Annotated in this window: 15 protein-coding genes; 2 read left to right on the forward strand and 13 right to left on the reverse strand. The window is 67.4% G+C overall.

Annotation, left to right across the window (positions count from 1 at the left end; all coding sequences use genetic code 11):
- Window positions 1-233: 233 nt before the first annotated feature.
- Window positions 234-926 carry an urea ABC transporter ATP-binding subunit UrtE gene (urtE, locus tag AC3WUT_RS14635; protein WP_492347813.1) on the forward strand — a complete coding sequence of 231 codons (693 nt, stop codon included), beginning with the start codon at window positions 234-236 and terminating at the stop codon, window positions 924-926.
- A gap of 26 nt (window positions 927-952) precedes the next feature.
- On the opposite strand, the gene AC3WUT_RS14640 is transcribed toward urtE, so the two are convergent.
- From AC3WUT_RS14640 to AC3WUT_RS14660, 5 genes are all read right to left on the reverse strand, one after another.
- A complete protein-coding gene (locus AC3WUT_RS14640) occupies window positions 953-1,690 on the reverse strand; it encodes a haloacid dehalogenase type II (protein ID WP_492347814.1) in 738 nt (245 codons plus the stop codon).
- 53 nt (window positions 1,691-1,743) lie between these two features.
- Window positions 1,744-2,610 (reverse strand): urease accessory protein UreD, encoded by an 867-nt coding sequence (locus tag AC3WUT_RS14645; RefSeq protein ID WP_492347815.1) that lies wholly within the window; start codon window positions 2,608-2,610, stop codon window positions 1,744-1,746.
- Window positions 2,611-2,726: 116 nt separating this feature from the next.
- Window positions 2,727-3,161, reverse strand: a complete 435-nt coding sequence (locus AC3WUT_RS14650) for a VOC family protein (protein ID WP_492347816.1) — start codon at window positions 3,159-3,161, stop codon at window positions 2,727-2,729.
- Window positions 3,158-4,162 carry an isopenicillin N synthase family dioxygenase gene (locus AC3WUT_RS14655; protein WP_492347817.1) on the reverse strand — a complete coding sequence of 335 codons (1,005 nt, stop codon included), beginning with the start codon at window positions 4,160-4,162 and terminating at the stop codon, window positions 3,158-3,160. The genes AC3WUT_RS14650 and AC3WUT_RS14655 overlap by 4 nt, the downstream gene beginning before the upstream one ends.
- A gap of 34 nt (window positions 4,163-4,196) precedes the next feature.
- Window positions 4,197-5,234, reverse strand: coding sequence for an ABC transporter substrate-binding protein (locus AC3WUT_RS14660; RefSeq protein WP_492347818.1), 1,038 nt, complete (start codon window positions 5,232-5,234; stop codon window positions 4,197-4,199).
- Window positions 5,235-5,829: 595 nt separating this feature from the next.
- On the opposite strand from AC3WUT_RS14660, the gene AC3WUT_RS14665 reads away from it, so the two are divergent.
- Window positions 5,830-6,858, forward strand: a complete 1,029-nt coding sequence (locus AC3WUT_RS14665) for an isopenicillin N synthase family dioxygenase (RefSeq protein WP_492347819.1) — start codon at window positions 5,830-5,832, stop codon at window positions 6,856-6,858.
- 27 nt (window positions 6,859-6,885) lie between these two features.
- On the opposite strand, the gene AC3WUT_RS14670 is transcribed toward AC3WUT_RS14665, so the two are convergent.
- The 8 genes from AC3WUT_RS14670 to AC3WUT_RS14705 form a co-directional block, all read right to left on the reverse strand.
- Window positions 6,886-7,371, reverse strand: a complete 486-nt coding sequence (locus AC3WUT_RS14670) for a nucleoside deaminase (RefSeq protein ID WP_492348121.1) — start codon at window positions 7,369-7,371, stop codon at window positions 6,886-6,888.
- Between the two features lie 24 nt (window positions 7,372-7,395).
- Window positions 7,396-8,169 (reverse strand): ABC transporter permease, encoded by a 774-nt coding sequence (locus AC3WUT_RS14675; RefSeq protein WP_492347820.1) that lies wholly within the window; start codon window positions 8,167-8,169, stop codon window positions 7,396-7,398.
- Window positions 8,170-8,181: 12 nt separating this feature from the next.
- Entirely contained in the window at window positions 8,182-9,060 is an 879-nt protein-coding gene (locus AC3WUT_RS14680; protein WP_492347821.1) for an ABC transporter ATP-binding protein, read from the reverse strand.
- 94 nt (window positions 9,061-9,154) lie between these two features.
- Complete coding sequence (locus AC3WUT_RS14685) at window positions 9,155-10,183, reverse strand: ABC transporter substrate-binding protein (protein ID WP_492347822.1); 1,029 nt, start codon at window positions 10,181-10,183, stop codon at window positions 9,155-9,157.
- A gap of 134 nt (window positions 10,184-10,317) precedes the next feature.
- Entirely contained in the window at window positions 10,318-12,630 is a 2,313-nt protein-coding gene (locus AC3WUT_RS14690; protein ID WP_492347823.1) for an NADP-dependent malic enzyme, read from the reverse strand.
- Between the two features lie 84 nt (window positions 12,631-12,714).
- Entirely contained in the window at window positions 12,715-14,202 is a 1,488-nt protein-coding gene (locus AC3WUT_RS14695; protein ID WP_492347824.1) for a nucleobase:cation symporter-2 family protein, read from the reverse strand.
- A gap of 218 nt (window positions 14,203-14,420) precedes the next feature.
- On the reverse strand, window positions 14,421-15,110 hold the full coding sequence (locus AC3WUT_RS14700) for a GntR family transcriptional regulator (protein ID WP_492347825.1): 690 nt from the start codon (window positions 15,108-15,110) through the stop codon (window positions 14,421-14,423).
- A gap of 21 nt (window positions 15,111-15,131) precedes the next feature.
- Complete coding sequence (locus AC3WUT_RS14705; RefSeq protein WP_492347826.1) at window positions 15,132-16,991, reverse strand: methyl-accepting chemotaxis protein; 1,860 nt, start codon at window positions 16,989-16,991, stop codon at window positions 15,132-15,134.
- Between the last annotated feature and the right edge of the window lie 72 nt (window positions 16,992-17,063).

A 17,063-nucleotide genomic window follows, 5' to 3' on the forward strand; every position in this document is an offset into this window, starting at 1 on the left:
GAGTTTAGCGAGACCCCGCCCAAGTTGAGCAGCGCAGCGGACCCTGCGCAGCAGGGCGTGCACGTCGGGTCGCCTTTCTTTGCTTACTTTCTTTGGCGAGACAAAGAAAGTGAGGCGCCCGCCGGGGCGCAATCCCGGCCTCCGCCCTGCAACGAACAGCAGACCCATCAGAGCGCAGCGGCGCCGCTGACCCCTTCGACGACCCCTCACCCGGCAGAGCCAGAGAAACACCCATGCTGACCGTCAAGAACATCAACCAGTACTACGGCGGCTCCCACATCCTGCGTGACGTGAGCCTGCAAACCACCCTCGGCAAAGTCACCGTGCTGCTGGGCCGCAACGGCGTCGGCAAGACCACCCTGCTGAAAAGCCTGATGGGCCTGGTGCCCATCAAGACCGGCAGCATCGAGTTCGACGGCCGGGCCATCGAAAAGGCCACGCCCTATGAGCGAGCCCGGGCCGGCATCGGCTTTGTGCCCCAGGGGCGCGAGATCTTTGCCCGCCTCACGGTCGAAGAGAACCTGCGCATGGGGCTGGCCTACAAGCCGGGCAGCACCCCGGTGCCAGCCGAGCTGTATGAGCTGTTTCCGGTGCTCAAGCAGATGCTGCACCGGCGTGGCGGTGACCTGTCGGGCGGGCAGCAGCAGCAGCTCGCCATCGCCCGGGCCCTGGCCGCCGGGCCGCGCCTGCTGATCCTGGATGAGCCCACCGAAGGCATCCAGCCCAGCATCATCAAGGACATCGGCCGCGTCATCCGCATGCTGGCCGACCGGGGCGACATGGCCATCCTGCTGTGCGAGCAGTATTACGATTTTGCCGAGGAGCTGGCCGACGACTACCTGGTCATGGAGCGCGGCGAGGTGATCGCCCGGGGCCCGGGCAGCGAGATGGCTGACAAGGGCATCCGGCAGCTGGTGGCGATCTGATCAGGTCGGGCTCTGTGGCAGGGCCTTCAGCAACCGAGTTGCTCGGCCAGGTGCAGCAGGCTGGTGCCGTGCAGTTCATTGCCGGGCTGGGGTGAGCTGTCCTTGGGGTGAGCCGCGCCATGCTCCAGCGGGCGCTCGATGTAGGCCGTGCGCAGGCCGCACTGGCGCGCCGCGGCCAGATCGTCGTGGTGGGTGGCCACCAGCATCACCTGATGGGGCGCCACATCGAACACCTGGGCGACGCCCAGGTAGGTGGCCGGGTCGGGTTTGTAGGCCCGGAACACCTCGGCACTCAGAATGCAGTCCCAGGGCAGGCCGGCGCGTTTGGCCATGTTGGTCAGCAGGCCCAGATTGCCGTTGGACAAGGTGCACAGGGTGTAGCGCTGCTTCAGTCGGTGCAGGCCGGCCACGCTGTCGGGCCAGGGGTTCAGGCGGTGCCAGGCGCGGTTCAGGTGCTGGCGCGCGGCTTCGTCCCAGTGGCCCAGGCCGAAGCGGGGCAGCAACTCGTCCAGGATCATCCGGTGCAGCTCGTCGATGCGCGTCCAGCCCAGCTCGCCGCTCATGACCCTTGCCATGGCGGGTTTGTAGCCGGCACGCCAGGCGTTGGCGAAGGCGTCGCCATCGATGCCGGGGGCCAGGGCTTCGACCTCGGCGCGAAGGCTGCCGTGCCAGTCGACCACGGTGCCGAAGATGTCAAAGGCCAGCACCTGAAGCCCGGCGGTGACGGGGTTGGCTGGGCGCTCAGTGGCAGGGTTGGGGGTCATGCGGGGCCTCCGGGTTGGTTGCACACTTTAAGCCCGTCGCGGCTCGGCCACCCCTACATGGCCCAGATGCGCGGCGGGGTGCTGCCCAGTTGCCACAGCTGGGTGCGCCAGCGGGCCCAGACCGCGCGCAGCAACTGCATCACCGGTTCGACCTGCGGGCCCAGCACGCGCACCACCACCACCTGCTCGTTGGGGCAGGTGGCGCCGCTCCAGTCGGCCAGGGTGTGGCCGGCACTGGCTTCGCGGGCCAGGGCCAGGGCCTGTTCGCTGCGCTCGCGGCCCAGGGCACGGCCGGCCACCAGGAACAGCGAGCCTACGCAGCGCTGGCCGGCCAGGCCCAGCGGGCTTTGCAGCAGCCGCGTGTCGGTGGCCGCAATGCGGCCCCGCTCCAGCCACACGCCGGGCAGTTCGATGTGCTGGGCAAAGCTGCCCTGCGCGAAGGGTTGATCGGCATGGGGCAGGCCCAGGGCGGTGATGTCCCAGCCCATCAGCTCGGCCCCGGGGGCCAGGTGCATGCGCAGTTCGTTGCGGGCTTCGCAGGCGTTGTAGGCCAGGGCTTCCAGCGGCAACCACTCCAGGCGCGCGCCCTCGGCCAGGTGCAGGCTGCTGCGCTGCAGGGCAGGCTCACCCAGGGATCGGTAGAAACGGGTGGCACCCGGTGTCGTCACCAGACCGTGCGCGCCGGGCTCTACCTGAACGCGGATGTCCAGCGTGTCGCCCCCCACCAGGCCGCCGGGCGGGTGCACCAGCACGTTGTGGCAGATCGGGCCTTCGGGGTAGAGGCTTTTGAGGATGCGCAGCGGCCCATCATGCTGGTGGTGGGCCACGGTGCGGCGGGCAGGGGCTTCGGCGTCGGCCCCGGATCCGGCGGGGCTGGCTTGCAGGCGGTATTGGAGATCGAGTCGGGCGTGCCAGGACATGCGTTGGAGTGTAGGGGAGCCGAAGAGGCCTCAGAGGGTCAGGGCCGACATGGCGCACGATTGCGCAGGATTGCGGCGGTTTCCTCAGGGCCACTGGTGAAGGGTGCCAGGGGGCTTCAATCCGACAGCGGAAACGCCGGTCTGGCCACCCCGGGTGGCAGGCCTATGGCGCTGAGCCTGAACACGTTGTGCTGCGGGTCGGCCAGCACCGCCTGCCATTGCCCGTAGTACGTGGCGTAGGGGGGCTTGATCAGACGCCCGCCCAGGTTGGTCACGCACTCGGCGCCGTGGCTGACCGCCTCGGCGGTGTCGAGCATGAAGGTGCAGTAGGCGCTCACTGGCGGCACGCTGCCCGGGGCCGGGGCCCGCTCGGGCAGGCCCAGCAGTTCGTAGGCCGGGTGGGCGTTGAAGCCCAACTGGAAGTCGGCCGTCTCCAGCGCCCGGTAGATGGGCGAGCGGCTGGCCACAGCCTCAGGCAGGCTCAGCAGGGCCTGGTAGAAATCCAGCAGGGCCTGCGGGTCGGGGGTGAACAGGTTGAACCAGAGTTTCATGGGGTGGCCGGGGTGGTGTCCGGGGTGGTGTCCGCGGTGGGCAAGGCCGCGGGCGCGTAGGTCTTGAGGTACATCTGGCGCAGGTGCTCGCCCGCCGTGCAGGGGTTGTAGCGCGGCGTTTCGCCCGGGGCCACGGTGCCCGGCACGGGCTCGATCGGGGCCAGGTAGTCGGGCTCGTAGAAGAAGGGGATCGAGTAGCGCGCCTGGCCGCCCGAGTGGCGGTTGCGCACGCGGTGCGGGTTGGAGTGGTAGAGGCCGTTGGTCCAGCGCGGAATCATGTCGCCCAGGTTGACCACCAGGGTGCCGGGCAGGGGCGTGGCGTCGATCCACTGGCCCGACGGGGTGCACACCTCCAGGCCGCCATGGCTGTCCTGGGCCAGCAGGGTCAGCGCGCCCCAGTCGGTGTGGGCGCCGGCCCCGAAGGTGCGCTCGTCAGCACTGTCGGGGTGGGGCGGATAGCGCACCATGCGCAGGGTCACCATGGGGCTGCCGTTGCTGGGGTCGAAGTAGGTTTCGGCCAGACCCAGTGACAGCGCCATCAGTTGCATCAGCCGCCTGGCCAGGGCCAGCATGGCCTGCTGGTAGGCCTCGCAGCGGGCCGGGGCCTCGGGCAGCTGCGGCGGCCACTGGTTGTGGCCATAGGTCTGGTAGCCCGCGCGCACATAGGGGTGGTCGTCGGGGTAGGCCAGACCGCAGTAGAAGCTTTCCTTGAGGTCGGGGTGGGCCTGGGCGTCCAGGGTCTGGGCGCCCAGGGCCTCGTAGCCCCGAGAGGACGGCGAGTGGCGGATCGACAGGGCGTCGCGCACGCCGGCCGGCAGGGTCAGCAGTTGTTCGGCCAAGGCGAATTGCTGCGCGATCAAGGCTTCGGGCACGCCGTGGTGGCGCACGTAGAAGAAGCCTGAGTCGCGGGCGGCGGCGCCGAACTGGCGTGCCACTTCAGCGCTGCGCGCCGCGCCCGGCAGCAGGGCGTCGGTCAGGTCCAGGATGGGCAGTTGCGGCATGGGGTGGACTCGTTTGGCAGGTGAGCAGGCGGGTTCAGGCCTTCAGCTTGCGATCGGCCGCGGTGGGCAGGAAGCGGTCGGTCCAGAACTCGGCCAGCGTGGGCGAGCCCTTGAGGCCGAAGGCGGTCACGGTCTCGTCGAGGGTGGCCTGCAGCCGGGCCGGGGTGGCGGCCCCCCAGCCATTGGCGCGGGTGTCGGCGGTCTTCATGGTGCCGTCCACGATCAACTTGAGGCGTTCGTATTCCAGTTCTTCGTTGGCCAGGGGCTCGCGGGTCTTGATGGCGGCGGCTCCGGCGCGCGGGTCGGCCATCACTTCGATCCAGCCTCGGGTCGTGGCCTTCACGAAGGCTTTCATGGCGTCGGGGCGCTCCTGCAGGCTTTTGGGGTTGGCCACCAGGCCGTTGCCATAAGACTTCATGCCCAGGTCGGAAAACCGGAACACCGTGAGTTGCTCAGGGCCCATGCCGCGCGCCTTGAGGTTGAGCAGGCCGGTGAAGAAGAAGTAGGCCGCGCCGTCGAAGTCGCCCTTCACAAAGCGGGTGTCGCCGATGTCGGGCGAAACGTTTTCCCACTTCACGCCCGACGGGTCGAAGCCCTGGGCCTTGGCAAAGGCCGGGAACAGCTTGCGCGAGGCGTTGAAAGGCTGGCCCAGCAAGGTTTTGCCGGCGAGGTCGGCCGGCTTCTTGATGGGGCCGTCCTTGCGCACGATGATCGAGTTGGGGTTCAGGTCGTACTGGATGGCCACGGCCAGCAACTGCGCCGTGGGGTTGGCCAGGTTGAATTCGATCATCGTCGACAGGTCGGCCGACGCCACGTCGTAGGCGCCGCTGCCCACCAGGCTGATGGCTGCGGCCGAACCGTTGCCGGTGTCGATGCTCACGTCCAGCCCGGCGTCCTTGTAGTAGCCGCGTTGCTGGGCCAGCAGAAAGCCGGCACCCGAGGCTTCGATCTTCCAGCCCAGGTTGAACTTGAATTTCTGCAGCGAGCCCTGGGCGCGCACCCAGGGGGTGGCGAGAGCGGTGGTGGCGAGTGTGGCGGCGGCGCTGGCGCGCAGCAGGGAACGGCGTTGCATGGAAAGAGCACTCCTCGGTTGGCGTGTGGGGCACGTTGGGCTGGAGGCGCGGGCCGGCGCTGTCTCGGGATGCCACCCGTGCGGCCAGCCCCTGAAGACAACGCTGCTCCGGGAAGAACCCGGCGGCCAGCGCCTGACTTCAAGAGCAATTTCCGAGCGGCTGGGCCGCTGAACGCTTCTACTCTTGCCGGACACCGGCTGCAGTTTTCATGCCACCCCCAGAGGGCTGCCACAGTGCGGTGCTGGCTGGGGGCGGTGCGGCCGAGCTGGACCTGGCAGCACCGGGCTGAGGCGTTTTGCGCCACGATGGTGCGTTTGATGCGGGCCAGGCCTGGCCTGAAACCTGCTTGAACCTTGGCAAGAGTAGAAGCGTTCAGCTGCCCGAGCCGGTCCATGTGCCAGGCCTGGGGCAGACCGGGAATTGCTCTTGAGGCCCGGCGGGGCCAGCCTGACAGCAGGCCGGTGCCCGCATGTGCCTCAGGGGCCAGCCCGGCCGGTTGGATCGAACTGGATTGACGCCAGGCGATTGATCAGGGGCAGTCTCTGGGGTACGGGCTGTGTTGCCACCCCCTGATCCCGCTTGAAGGAGCCCTGAATGAGCACTGCCACCCTCTTGTCCCCCGCCGCCCCCTTGCCACCCACCGCCTCGGCCCAGTCTGAACTGGCCAAGGAATCGCGCATGGGCGCCATGGGGTCTGAAACCGGCCAGCGTGAGATCCGCCGCATCTCGCTGGCCGACTATGAAACCCGCAAGGCCCAGATTGCCGACGAGCTGTGGTCGGCTGCCGTGGATGTGGGCTTCTTCCAGATCATCGACCACGGCATCGACCTGGCGGCGGTGCGCGAGGCCTTTGCCACCTCGGAGCGCTTCTTTGCCCTGCCCGATGCGGTCAAGGCCCAGTGGCCGCACCAGAAGGCCAACAACGTGGGCTGGGAAACCAAGGCCCAGGTGAGGCCCAGCACAGGGACCCCGGACCAGAAGGAGTCCTACCAGATCACGCGCCCCCACATGGCAGGCCTGTGGCCCACCGAGTCGGAGTTGCCGGGCTTCCAGTCCACCATGCTGGCCTTCGAGGCCGACTGCTGGGCCTTGGGCATGAAGGTGCTGTCGTGCTTTGCGGACAAGCTGGGCTTTGCCAGCGATTTCTTCACCGGCGCACACGACCCTGCCAGCCCCGAGTACCAGAGCACGCTGCGACTGCTGCACTACTACGCCATCCCGCCTGAAGCCCAGGCCCATCTGGACCTGTGGCGTGCCGGCGCGCACACCGATTTCGATTGCCTGACGCTGCTGTTCCAGCGCCCGGGCCAGGGCGGGCTGCAGGTGTGCCCGGGCAAAGAGATGGATTCCCAGGCCTGGACTTCGGTGGAGCCCGATGAGGCGGCCATCACCTGCAACATCGGCGACATGCTGATGCGCTGGAGCGATGATCTGCTGCCCTCCAACTTCCATCGTGTGAAGAACCCACAACCCGGCGAATCCATGGGCCCCCGCTACAGCGTGGCCTTTTTCTGCCAGGCCAACCGTGACGCGGTGATCGAAGGCCCCCACAAGAAGTACCCGGCCATCACCGCGGGCGACTACCTGCGCCAGCGTGTGGCGGCGAACTTCAAGCCGTATTGAACCGGGCCGGGCTGGGGCCGGGCGCGATCAGCGCGTGGCCCAGAAGCCCTGGTGCGGAGCCAGCAGCTCCTCGCGCAGGGTGGCGAACGGTCCCAGCACCTGCACGGCACGTTGACCGCACGAGAACACCTCGCGGCAGGGCAGGTCCAAGGTCGGGTTCTCCGGGTGATCGCCGGTCAGGCTCAGCAGGTCGGTCTCTGAGGCCCCATAGACCACACGCCCGATGCCGGCCCAATAGATCGTCCCGGCGCACATGGCGCAGGGTTCGAAGGTGGTGACCAGGCTGCACTGCGCCAGCTTGTCTGCCGACCAGCGCGACGCGGCTTCCCGGGCCAGTGTGGATTCCGCATGGTTGACCGTGTCGATGTTGCCTTGTTCAGCCAGCACCGTCACACCATCCGGGGCCAGCAGCACGGCCCCGAAAGGGTGGCGGCCCAGGGTCATGGCCTGCAGGGCCACCCGGTTGGCATGGTGCAGGGCTTGCAGGCATTGCTCATGGCTCAGGGGTGACATGGGTGACATGGGCATCCCCCTGGCTTACTCGCCGTGCGAGCCCCGGTGGGCCCAGCCGGTGGTGCGCTTCTCAATCAGGCTGAACAGCTCGTACATGGCCATGGCCATGGCGCCGACCACCAGCAGGCCGGCAAAGGCCAGGCCCATCTGCATGGCCGAGCCAGCGCTGATCAGCAGGTAGCCGATGCCTTCATTGGCCGCGGTCATCTCGGACACGGTGGTGCCCACAAAGGCCAGGGTGATGGCCACCTTGAGCGAGCCATAGAAGTAGGGCATGGAGCGCGGCAGCCCGACCTTCATCAGCACATCCCAGCGGCGCGCACCCAGCACGCGCAGCACGTCCTCCAGCTCGGGCTCCAGCGTGGCCAGGCCGGTGGCGATGTTGACCATGATGGGGAAGAAGCTGATCAGGAAGGCGGTCAGGATGGCCGGCCCCACGCCGATGCCGAACCACACCACCAGGATGGGCACGAAGGCCGCCTTGGGCAGGGCATTGAAGGCGGTCATCAGCGGGTAGACCGCGGCATAGGCCAGGCGTGAGCTGCCGATCACAAAGCCCAGCAGCACGCCCACCACGATGGCCAGGCCGAAGCCCGCCATCGTCACCCAGAAAGTGCGCCAGGCGTGGCCCGCGATGATCCACTTGAACTCCATGAACTGGCTGCCGATGCGCGCCGGGCTGGGAAAGATGAACTCGGACACATTGAAGGCCGAGCACAGCACCTGCCAGGTCACCAGCACCGCCACCAGCAGCAGCCAGGGCGACCAGCGTTCGATCATTTTCTTGTTGTTGGCCATGAATTGCCTGCCTTACTGGTGGATGGCCGCGCCGGTCTTGCGCAGGGCGCCGATGTGCCCGCGCAGCTCGTGCACGATGTCGGTGAATTCTTTGGTGTAGGTCAGCTCCAGCTCGCGCGGACGCGGCAGCTCGATCTCGCGCTTGACCACGAAACGGCCCGGGCTCTTGCTCATCACGTACACGGTGTCGGCCAGAAAGACCGATTCGCGCAGGTCGTGGGTGACCAGGATCACGTTGAATTTCTGCTCGGTCCAGAGATCGCGCAGGATGCACCACAACTCTTCGCGGGTGAAGGCGTCCAGGGCCCCGAAGGGCTCGTCGAGCAACAGCATCTTGGGCTCATGGATCAGGGCGCGGCAGATGCTGGCGCGCTGTTGCATGCCGCCCGAGAGCTGCCAGGGAAACTTGTCCTCGTAGCCGGCCAGGCCCACCTTCTGCAGCAGGGCGCGGGCGCGGGCCTCGTACTCCTTGCGCTTTCGCTTGAAGCTGGAGCGGTAGGGCTCGACGATCTCCAGCGGCAGCAGCACGTTGTCGACCGTGGTGCGCCAGGGCAGCAGTGAAGGTGCCTGGAAGGCCATGCCCGAAATCTTCAGCGGCCCGGTCACGGCTTGACCGTCGATCAGGATGCGGCCCATCGAGGGCATCTTGAGCCCGGTGGTGAGCTTCATGAAGGTTGATTTGCCACAGCCCGAGGGCCCGACGATGGCGATGAACTCGCCCTGACGGACCTGCAGGTCGATGCCTTCAACGGCGAAATGGTTCTGGGCCAGCAACTCGTCGTTGTAGGCCAGCCAGACATCCCGGAAATCGACGAAGTAGGGGGCTTCGCTGGCGCCGCTCAGGGCGGCTTGGGCCGCAGCGGAATCGGGGGGGGCGAGGGGGGCGGACATGCGAAACTCTCCGGACGCGGGTTGGCAGCAGTGCACAAGCTCGAAAGGCGCGGCATGGCCGCCCGTCACCGCGGGTCGGCCGGGCGCCTTCCTTTTATTTGCGCGGCAGGATGTTGAGCTCGGCGGCCGACGGCAAGTAGGCGCCGGTCCAGGCGGTGTCGGGGTTGGCCCGGGTCTTGGTGGCATAGGCATCGGAGACCTGCGAGGCCATCAGCGACAGGCGAGCCGCGTTGACCTGGCCAAAGCCCTCGGCGCGGGCATCGGGGCTGTTGATCACGGTGTCGATGGCCAGCTTCAGGCGGCGGGCTTCCAGCTCGGTGTTGATGATGCCGTCGCGTTGCTTCACGTACTCGATCGCGGCCTCAGGCTTGGCAATGACCTCCTTGGCGCCCTTGGTGAAAGCCAGCAGGAAGGCCTTCACGGCGGCGGGGTTCTCCTTGAGCAACTTGGGCGAGGCGATGATGGCGTTGCCGTACAGCTTCACCCCAAGTTCCGAGTAAGGCATCACCACGACGTCGCTGGCCTTGGCGCCGCGCGCCTCCAGGTTGAGCAGCGAAGTGAAGGTGAACCCGGTGATGGCGTCGATGTCGCCACGCACCAGCATGGTCTCGCGCAGTGGGGGGTCCATCGCGGTCCATTGCACCGCGCCCACCTGGTTGGCCTTGGCAAAGATCGGGAAGGCCCGGCGGCCGGCGTCGAACACCGGTGCACCGAGCTTCTTGCCGTTCAGGTCGGCCGGTTTGGTGATGCCGCTCTTCTTGAGCGCCATGACCGAGGCCGGCGTGTTGTTGTAGACCATCATGATGGCCACCGGCTTGTTGGGGGCGTCGGGGTTGTTGGCCTGGAATTCCATCAGGGCGGCCAGATCGGCAAAGCCCATGTCATAGCTGCCCGAGGCCACGCGCTGCACGGCGCCGCCCGAGCCGTTGCCGGCGTCCACGGTCACATCGAGCTTGGCGTCCTTGAAGTAGCCCTTGGCGGCCGGCAGTAGGAACAGAGCGGCCGGGCCTTCAAAGCGCCAGTCGAGCTGGAACTTGATCGGGGTGTTCTGGGCTTGGGCGCTGCCCAGGGCCAAGGCCAGGCTCAGGGCCAGACCCGCTTGGAAGAAGGCACGTTTTTTCATCAACACAGGCTCCATTGGTTGGAAGGCATCAAAGCAAAAACGATGCCCAACCCTTGGGCTCTTCTGGCGGCGCATGAAAAAACCCCCGGGGACGGCGGGCGCCGTGCCGGGGGCTGTGGCCAGGTTCAGCGCGCTCAGGCCGGGCGTGTCACGCCAGCGTTGGCGGCGGCCAGGGCCGTCATGTTGACCACACGCCGCATGGTGGACGAGGGGGTCATGATGTGGGCCGAGGCGGCCGCACCCAGCAAGATGGGGCCAATGGTCACACCGTGTCCGCCCGTGGTCTTGAGCACGTTGAACAGGATGTTGGCCGCGTCCAGGTTGGGGCAGATCAGCACGTTGGCCTCGCCGCTCAGGCTGCTGTCCATCAGCGAGTGGTTGCGCACATCTTCGGACAGGGCCGCGTCGCCATGCATCTCGCCATCGCACTCCACATCAGGGGCCAGGCGCGCGAAGATCTCGCGCGCTTCGCGCATCTTCAAGGCCGAGGCCCGCTTGGACGAGCCGAAGTTCGAATGCGACAGGAAGGCCACCTTGGGCGGCAGTCCGAAGCGCTTCACTTCTTCCACCGCCGCCAGGGCGATCTCGGCCAGTTGCTGGGCGTCGGGGTTCTCGTTGATGTAGGTGTCAGCGATGAACAGGGTGTGCTTGTCGAGCATCAGCGCGTTGAGCGCGGCAAAGCCCGAGGCGCCTTCGCGCAGGCCCAGGATGTCGCGCACGTGCTCCAGGTGGCTGTCGTAGCGGCCCACCAGGCCGCACAACATGGCGTCGGCGTCGCCAAGCTTGACCATCAGCGCTGCGATCAGGGTGTTGGAGCGGCGCACCGCGGCCTTGGCGGCCTCGGGCGTGACGCCCTGGCGGCCCATCAGGCGGTGGTAGGTCTCCCAGTACTGGCGGAAGCGCGGGTCGTCTTCGGGGTCGCAGATCTCCACATCCTTGCCAGGGTGCAGGCGCAGGCCGGCCTTGGCGATGCGCGCGGCAATCACGGCCGGGCGGCCGATCAGGATGGGGCGGGCCAGCCCGTCATCAACTGCCAGCTGGGCGGCGCGCAGCACGCGTTCGTCTTCGCCTTCGGCATAGGCCACACGCTTGTTGGCGGCCTTGGCTGCGGCAAACACCGGGCGCATGAACATGCCGGTGGCATACACGAAGCGCGACAGGCTTTCGCGGTAGGCCTCGATGTCTTCGATGGGGCGGGTGGCCACACCGGACTCCTGGGCGGCCTTGGCCACGGCCGGTGCGATGCGCAGGATCAGGCGGGCATCGAAGGGGGTGGGAATCAGGTAGTCGGGGCCGAAGCTCAGCTCCTGGCCCGCGTAGGCGGCCGCCACCTCGTCGCTCATCTCGGCCTTGGCCAGGTCGGCGATCTCGCGCACGCAGGCGCGCTTCATCTCGGCCGTGATCTTGGTGGCCCCGCAGTCCAGGGCGCCCCGGAAGATGTACGGGAAGCACAGCACGTTGTTGACCTGGTTGGGGTAGTCCGAGCGGCCGGTGGCAATGATGCAATCGGGGCGCACGGCCTTGGCCAGTTCGGGGCGGATCTCGGGTTCGGGGTTGGCCAGGGCCAGGATGATGGGCTGACGCGCCATGGTCTTGACCATCTCGGCGCTCAGCACGCCAGGGGCCGAGCAGCCGAGGAACACATCAGCGCCGTTGACCACGTCGGCCAGGGTGCGGGCCGAGGTGGTCTGGCAGTAGCGGCGCTTGGACTCATCGAGGCGGCCACTCTTGGCATCGTCGCGCTCGCTCTGGATCAGGCCCTTGGAGTCGCACACATAGACGTTCTCGCGCTTGACGCCCAGGCCGACCATCACGTCCAGGCAGGCGATGGCGGCGGCGCCGGCGCCCGACACGGCCACCTTGACACTGCCGATGTCCTTGCCCACCAGCTCCAGGCCGTTGAGGAGGGCGGCCGACGAAATGATGGCGGTGCCGTGCTGGTCGTCGTGGAAGACGGGGATGTTGAGGCGGTCGGAGAGCTGCTTCTCGATGTAGAAGCACTCGGGGGCCTTGATGTCTTCGAGGTTGATGCCGCCCAGGGTGGGCTCCAGGGCCGCGATGATCTCGACGAGCTTGTCGGGGTCGCGCTCGGCCAGTTCGATGTCGAACACGTCGACACCGGCGAACTTCTTGAACAGGCAGCCCTTGCCTTCCATCACGGGTTTGCCGGCCAGCGGGCCGATGTCGCCCAGGCCGAGCACGGCCGTGCCGTTGGTGATCACGCCCACCAGGTTGCCACGCGAGGTGTATTCAAAGGCCAGCGAGGGATCGGCCTGGATGTCCAGGCAGGGGTAGGCGACGCCGGGCGAGTAGGCCAGCGACAGGTCGCGCTGGTTGGACAGGGGCTTGGTCGCCGTGACCGAGATCTTGCCCCGCACCGGCTTGCGGTGGTATTCAAGGGCGGCTTCGCGCAAGGCTTGCTCGGCGGCAGACAGGGAAGAAGACATGAATTGGGTTCCTACGGATGCGTACGCGGGCCAAGAGCTTACCCCATCCTGACGGCATGCTGACGGTCAGGCGGGGCGGGAGGCTCAATGGCTGTCGGCTTGGCGAGCAGCGGCTCGGATCGCTTCTTCATCGTGGCGTGCCCCGTTGAAGAAAAGGTTCAACACCACGGCGCTGAGGGTGGCCAGCAGAATGCCGGATTCGATCAGCGGGTGGATGGCATGCGGCATCCACTGGCGGAAATTGGGGGCCAGCAGCGGGATCATGCCCACGCCGATGGAGATGGCGACGATCAGTGCATTGTGGCGGTTGTCCTTGAAGTCGACCCCGCCCAGGATGCGGATGCCGGTGGTGGCCACCATGCCGAACATCACCAGACCGGCCCCCCCCAGCACCACGGTGGGCAGGGACTCGACCAGGGCCGCCATCTTGGGCAGCAGGCCCAGCACGATCAGGATGACGCCGCCGGCCACGCACACAAAGCGGCTGCGCACGCCGGTCACCGCCACCAGACCCACGTTTTGCGAAAAGCTGGTGTAGGGGAAGGTGTTGAACAGGCCCCCGATCAGGGTGCCCAGGCCGTCGGTGCGCAGGCCTGCCGTCAGGGCCTGGTTGTCGATCTTGCGCTCGGTCATCTCGCCCAGGGCCAGGAACATGCCGGTCGACTCGATCATCACCACCAGCATGACCACGCTCATGGTCAGGATCAGCAGCGGGTCGAACACTGGGGTGGCGATCTCGAAAGGCAGGACGATGTCGAACCAGTGGGCCTTGCCAACCTTTTCGAAGGTCATCAGACCCAGGGCGACCGAGACCACGCCGCCGATCACGATGCCCAGCAACACCGAGATGTTGGCGGCAAAGCCGCGCGAAAAGCGGTTGATGGCCAGGATGGAGCTCAGCACCAGGGCGGCCACCCCCACGCCCAACAGGTCGGCGTACTTGGGGTTGGGCACCGTGGGCAGGATGGTCAGGCCCTTGGGGATGGCGGGCAGGGCCGAGCCTGGGGCCGCGGCCAGTTTGCCGGCCTCGGCCAACCAGCGCAGGTGTTCGGGGTCCGGGACGCTGGGGGCTGTGGGCCCGACGGGGTTGCCGAAGATCCAGTTGATGCCCACCCGCATCAGGCTGACACCGATCACCAGAATCAGCGTACCGGTGACCACGGGCGGGAAGAAGCGCAGCAGGCGGCTGACCACCGGCGCGATCAGGATGGAGATGACGCCCGCGCCGATGATGGCACCGAAGATCAGCTGGGCGCCGGCCACACCGGGGTTGCTGTTGGCGATGGCCACCATCGGGCCGACCGAGGCGAAGGTCACGCCCATCATCACCGGCAGCCGGATGCCGAACCATCGCGTGGCCCCCAGGGCCTGGATCAGGGTGACCAGGCCGCAGCAGAACAGGTCGGCCGAGATCAGCATGGCCACCTGCTCGGGGTCGAGCTTGAGGGCCCGGCCGATGATCAGGGGCACGGCAATGGCACCTGCATACATGACCAGCACGTGCTGCAGGCCCAGGGCGGCCAATCGGTTGATGGGAAGGCGTTCGTCGACGGGATGGACCGCTGGATTCATGCTGATTTCCTTGAGGACTGGAGAAGGCGGAACGTGGGAGAACTGAGGCCGCCGCGCGAGGGATCTGCACACTTGGTGCACATGGGTGTATGTGAAAAGTGTATACAGACCAACCCGTGCGGAGCTCAGTGAAAACCCGAGCGCCTGCAGCCTGCAAGAAGCAGGCCAGTACCTATGGGCCGCCCTCGATCAGATGATGGGCGGCCTGTCTAAGGGGATCAGCCCGACGTGCGTTGCACCGGGCTCAGCGAATCGCGCAATCTGTCGTGGGTGCGCGGTGTGTCTGGGCGCAAGGCTTCTTCCACATGGCCGATGTGGGCCAACAGGCGGTCACGGGCCAGGGGCAGATCACCGGCTTCAAGCGCTTCGACAATGGCTTCATGCTCCTGGCACGACTGGCTGGCTTCGTGGCGTGATTGGTACAGCGAGGCGGCCAGCGTGGTGCGGGCGGTCAGGTCGCGCAGCACATCGGTGAGGCTGCGGTGCCCCATGCTTTCAGCCAGGCAGACGTGGAAGTCCGCCAGCAGAAAGGCACGGGCGGCTGCGTCGGCGCCCTCGATGGCACTTTGCTCGTCGGCGATGTGTTGGCGCAGGCGCCGGGTCACGGCCTGCAGGGGCCGGCCCTCGTCGCCCGCGCTGGCCAGGATGCCGGCCTCCACGATGCGCCGGGCCGAGAACGCATCGCGGGCGTCCTCTACCGAGGGCTCCACCACATACCAGCCGCGTCGCGATCGCACCTCGACAAAGCCGCGCGCCTGCAACTGCATCAGCGCCTCGCGCACCAGGGTGCGGCTGACGCCGAAAAGATCGGCCAGATCCTGTTCACCCAGGCGTTCGCCGGGGGCCAGTTTCTGGGCCAGGATGGACTCCACCACCTGTTGTGCGATTTCGGTCTGGGAACTGCTCATGGGGGTCTTGGGGCTCCGGGGTCAGTGCAGGCGGGCTTGGCCCGCCGGGTTGGGCCGTGCAAGGGCCGTGCCTTGGGGGGCTGCGTCGCCCAGCTTGAAGGCGCCAACGGCCTGGGCCAGGTGGTGGGCCTGGTCGTTGAGCACCGATGCCGCTGCGGCCGATTCTTCGACCAAGGCTGCATTTTGCTGGGTGGAGCGGTCCATTTCGGCCACGGCCTGGCTGATCTGGCCAATGCCATTGCTTTGCTCGTGCATGGCGCCGTTGATTTCCCCGATCAATTGGCTGACCCGGCGGATGCTGCCCATGATGGCGTCCATGGTCTGGCCCACGGCCTGCACACGCTGGGTGCCGACGCTGACGCGCTCTTCCGAGGTGCTGATCAAGCCCTTGATCTCCTTGGCTGCGGTGGCACTGCGTTGGGCCAGGCTGCGCACCTCGGCCGCCACCACCGCAAAACCACGGCCGTTTTCGCCCGCGCGTGCTGCTTCGACGGCCGCGTTGAGGGCCAGGATGTTGGTCTGGAAGGCAATGCCGTCGATCACGCCGATGATGTCGCTGATGCGTGCGGAGGACTGGTTGATCTCGTCCATGGTGCTCACGGCGCCTGCCACCACTTCTCCTCCTTTGGCAGCGGCCTGGCTGGCTTCGCCGGCCAGTTGGGTGGCGCGCACCGTGGCTTCCGCCGATTGCTGAACACTGGCCGTCAGTTGCACCAGGGCGGCCGAGGTCTGTTCCAGGCTGCTGGCGGCGCCTTCGGTGCGGCTGGACAGGTCATGGTTGCCGTTGCGGATCTCGTCGCTGGCCAGGCGAACCGATTCGGCCCCCTGGCGGATGTCGCGCAGCACGATGGCCATCTTGTCGACGAAGGTGTTGAAAGAACCGGCCACCTGGGCCACCTCGTCCTGCCCCGAGATCGGCAGGCGTTGCGTCAGGTCGCCCCCGCCGGAGCTGATGTCGGCCATGGCGTCGCGCACCTGGGCCAGCCGGCGGAAGGCGCGAGCCGTGAAGACCGAGCTCAGCGCGGCAGCCAGCAGCGCCAGCACCACGGTGGCCAGCAGCACGCCGCGCGACACCTCGCCCAGGGCCTGGGTGGCGTCGGCCTTGTCCAGTGCCACGATCAGGTACCAGTCGGTGCCCTGGATGGCGCGGGCCTGCAGCAGCTTGGGGACACCGCCGAGCTCAAGCTCCTGCGGGGTGGTGGCACTGAGCAACTGGTTCAGCGAGTCGCCAGCCAGCGCTGGAGACAGCGTGGAGGCCGGCTTGAGGGTCAGCTTGGCGTCGGCGTGGGCCAGCAACTGTCCGCTGCGGGTGACCAGGATCGCCAGGCTGTTGGGGGTCGGGTGCACGCCGTTCACGACCTGGCGAACGCCGTCCAGAGGCACGGCCCCGCTGACCACGCCGGCCAGGCTGCCATCGCGCAGCATGGGGGCGGCAAAGGACACGAAGGCCACCCCGGTCGAGGCGTCGGCATAGGGCGGCGTGACCACCAGCTTGCCGGCCTCGGCGGCGGCCTTGTACCAGGGGCGAACGGTGGGGTCGTAGTTGGCGGGGGTGGTGGAGCTGCTGGAGACGTAGCTCTTGTCGGTCCAGCCCACGGTGGTCACCGGAAAGCCACCCGCCTTGTTCATGTGCAGCACGATGCCCTGGGGGTCGCCATGCTGCACGGCATGGGCCGCGGCCTGCACCGCGGTGGCCTTGGCGGCCACCCACAGGTCGAGGGCCATGCCATTGCCCTCGCGGGCCGCGCTCAGCTGCTGGGCTGCGGTCTCGGTGATGCTGGCGCGCAGCAGGACGTAGGTGATGGCGCCGGTGAGGCTCAGCGCCACGACGACCGAGAGGGTCGTGATCAGCAGCAGTTTGGTACGCAGTGAACTCAGCATGGGAAGGTCTTGGGTGTTGGGAGGGGGCCGACTTTACTGGAGCTGTGTGACGGTCCGCAGCCCTCCGGATCC

Source organism: Curvibacter sp. EU05-FHT14A10 (assembly GCF_058791075.1).

What these genes read in the sequence shown, in the direction of transcription:
- AC3WUT_RS14685 (WP_492347822.1), bottom strand. Translation starts at nt 10,183, where the DNA reads ATGAAAAAACGTGCCTTCTTCCAAGCGGGTCTGGCCCTGAGCCTGGCC.
- urtE (WP_492347813.1), top strand. Translation starts at nt 234, where the DNA reads ATGCTGACCGTCAAGAACATCAACCAGTACTACGGCGGCTCCCACATC.
- AC3WUT_RS14665 (WP_492347819.1), top strand. Translation starts at nt 5,830, where the DNA reads ATGAGCACTGCCACCCTCTTGTCCCCCGCCGCCCCCTTGCCACCCACC.
- AC3WUT_RS14690 (WP_492347823.1), bottom strand. Translation starts at nt 12,630, where the DNA reads ATGTCTTCTTCCCTGTCTGCCGCCGAGCAAGCCTTGCGCGAAGCCGCC.
- AC3WUT_RS14650 (WP_492347816.1), bottom strand. Translation starts at nt 3,161, where the DNA reads ATGAAACTCTGGTTCAACCTGTTCACCCCCGACCCGCAGGCCCTGCTG.
- AC3WUT_RS14675 (WP_492347820.1), bottom strand. Translation starts at nt 8,169, where the DNA reads ATGGCCAACAACAAGAAAATGATCGAACGCTGGTCGCCCTGGCTGCTG.
- AC3WUT_RS14705 (WP_492347826.1), bottom strand. Translation starts at nt 16,991, where the DNA reads ATGCTGAGTTCACTGCGTACCAAACTGCTGCTGATCACGACCCTCTCG.
- AC3WUT_RS14695 (WP_492347824.1), bottom strand. Translation starts at nt 14,202, where the DNA reads ATGAATCCAGCGGTCCATCCCGTCGACGAACGCCTTCCCATCAACCGA.
- AC3WUT_RS14640 (WP_492347814.1), bottom strand. Translation starts at nt 1,690, where the DNA reads ATGACCCCCAACCCTGCCACTGAGCGCCCAGCCAACCCCGTCACCGCC.
- AC3WUT_RS14655 (WP_492347817.1), bottom strand. Translation starts at nt 4,162, where the DNA reads ATGCCGCAACTGCCCATCCTGGACCTGACCGACGCCCTGCTGCCGGGC.
- AC3WUT_RS14680 (WP_492347821.1), bottom strand. Translation starts at nt 9,060, where the DNA reads ATGTCCGCCCCCCTCGCCCCCCCCGATTCCGCTGCGGCCCAAGCCGCC.
- AC3WUT_RS14670 (WP_492348121.1), bottom strand. Translation starts at nt 7,371, where the DNA reads ATGTCACCCCTGAGCCATGAGCAATGCCTGCAAGCCCTGCACCATGCC.
- AC3WUT_RS14660 (WP_492347818.1), bottom strand. Translation starts at nt 5,234, where the DNA reads ATGCAACGCCGTTCCCTGCTGCGCGCCAGCGCCGCCGCCACACTCGCC.
- AC3WUT_RS14700 (WP_492347825.1), bottom strand. Translation starts at nt 15,110, where the DNA reads ATGAGCAGTTCCCAGACCGAAATCGCACAACAGGTGGTGGAGTCCATC.
- AC3WUT_RS14645 (WP_492347815.1), bottom strand. Translation starts at nt 2,610, where the DNA reads ATGTCCTGGCACGCCCGACTCGATCTCCAATACCGCCTGCAAGCCAGC.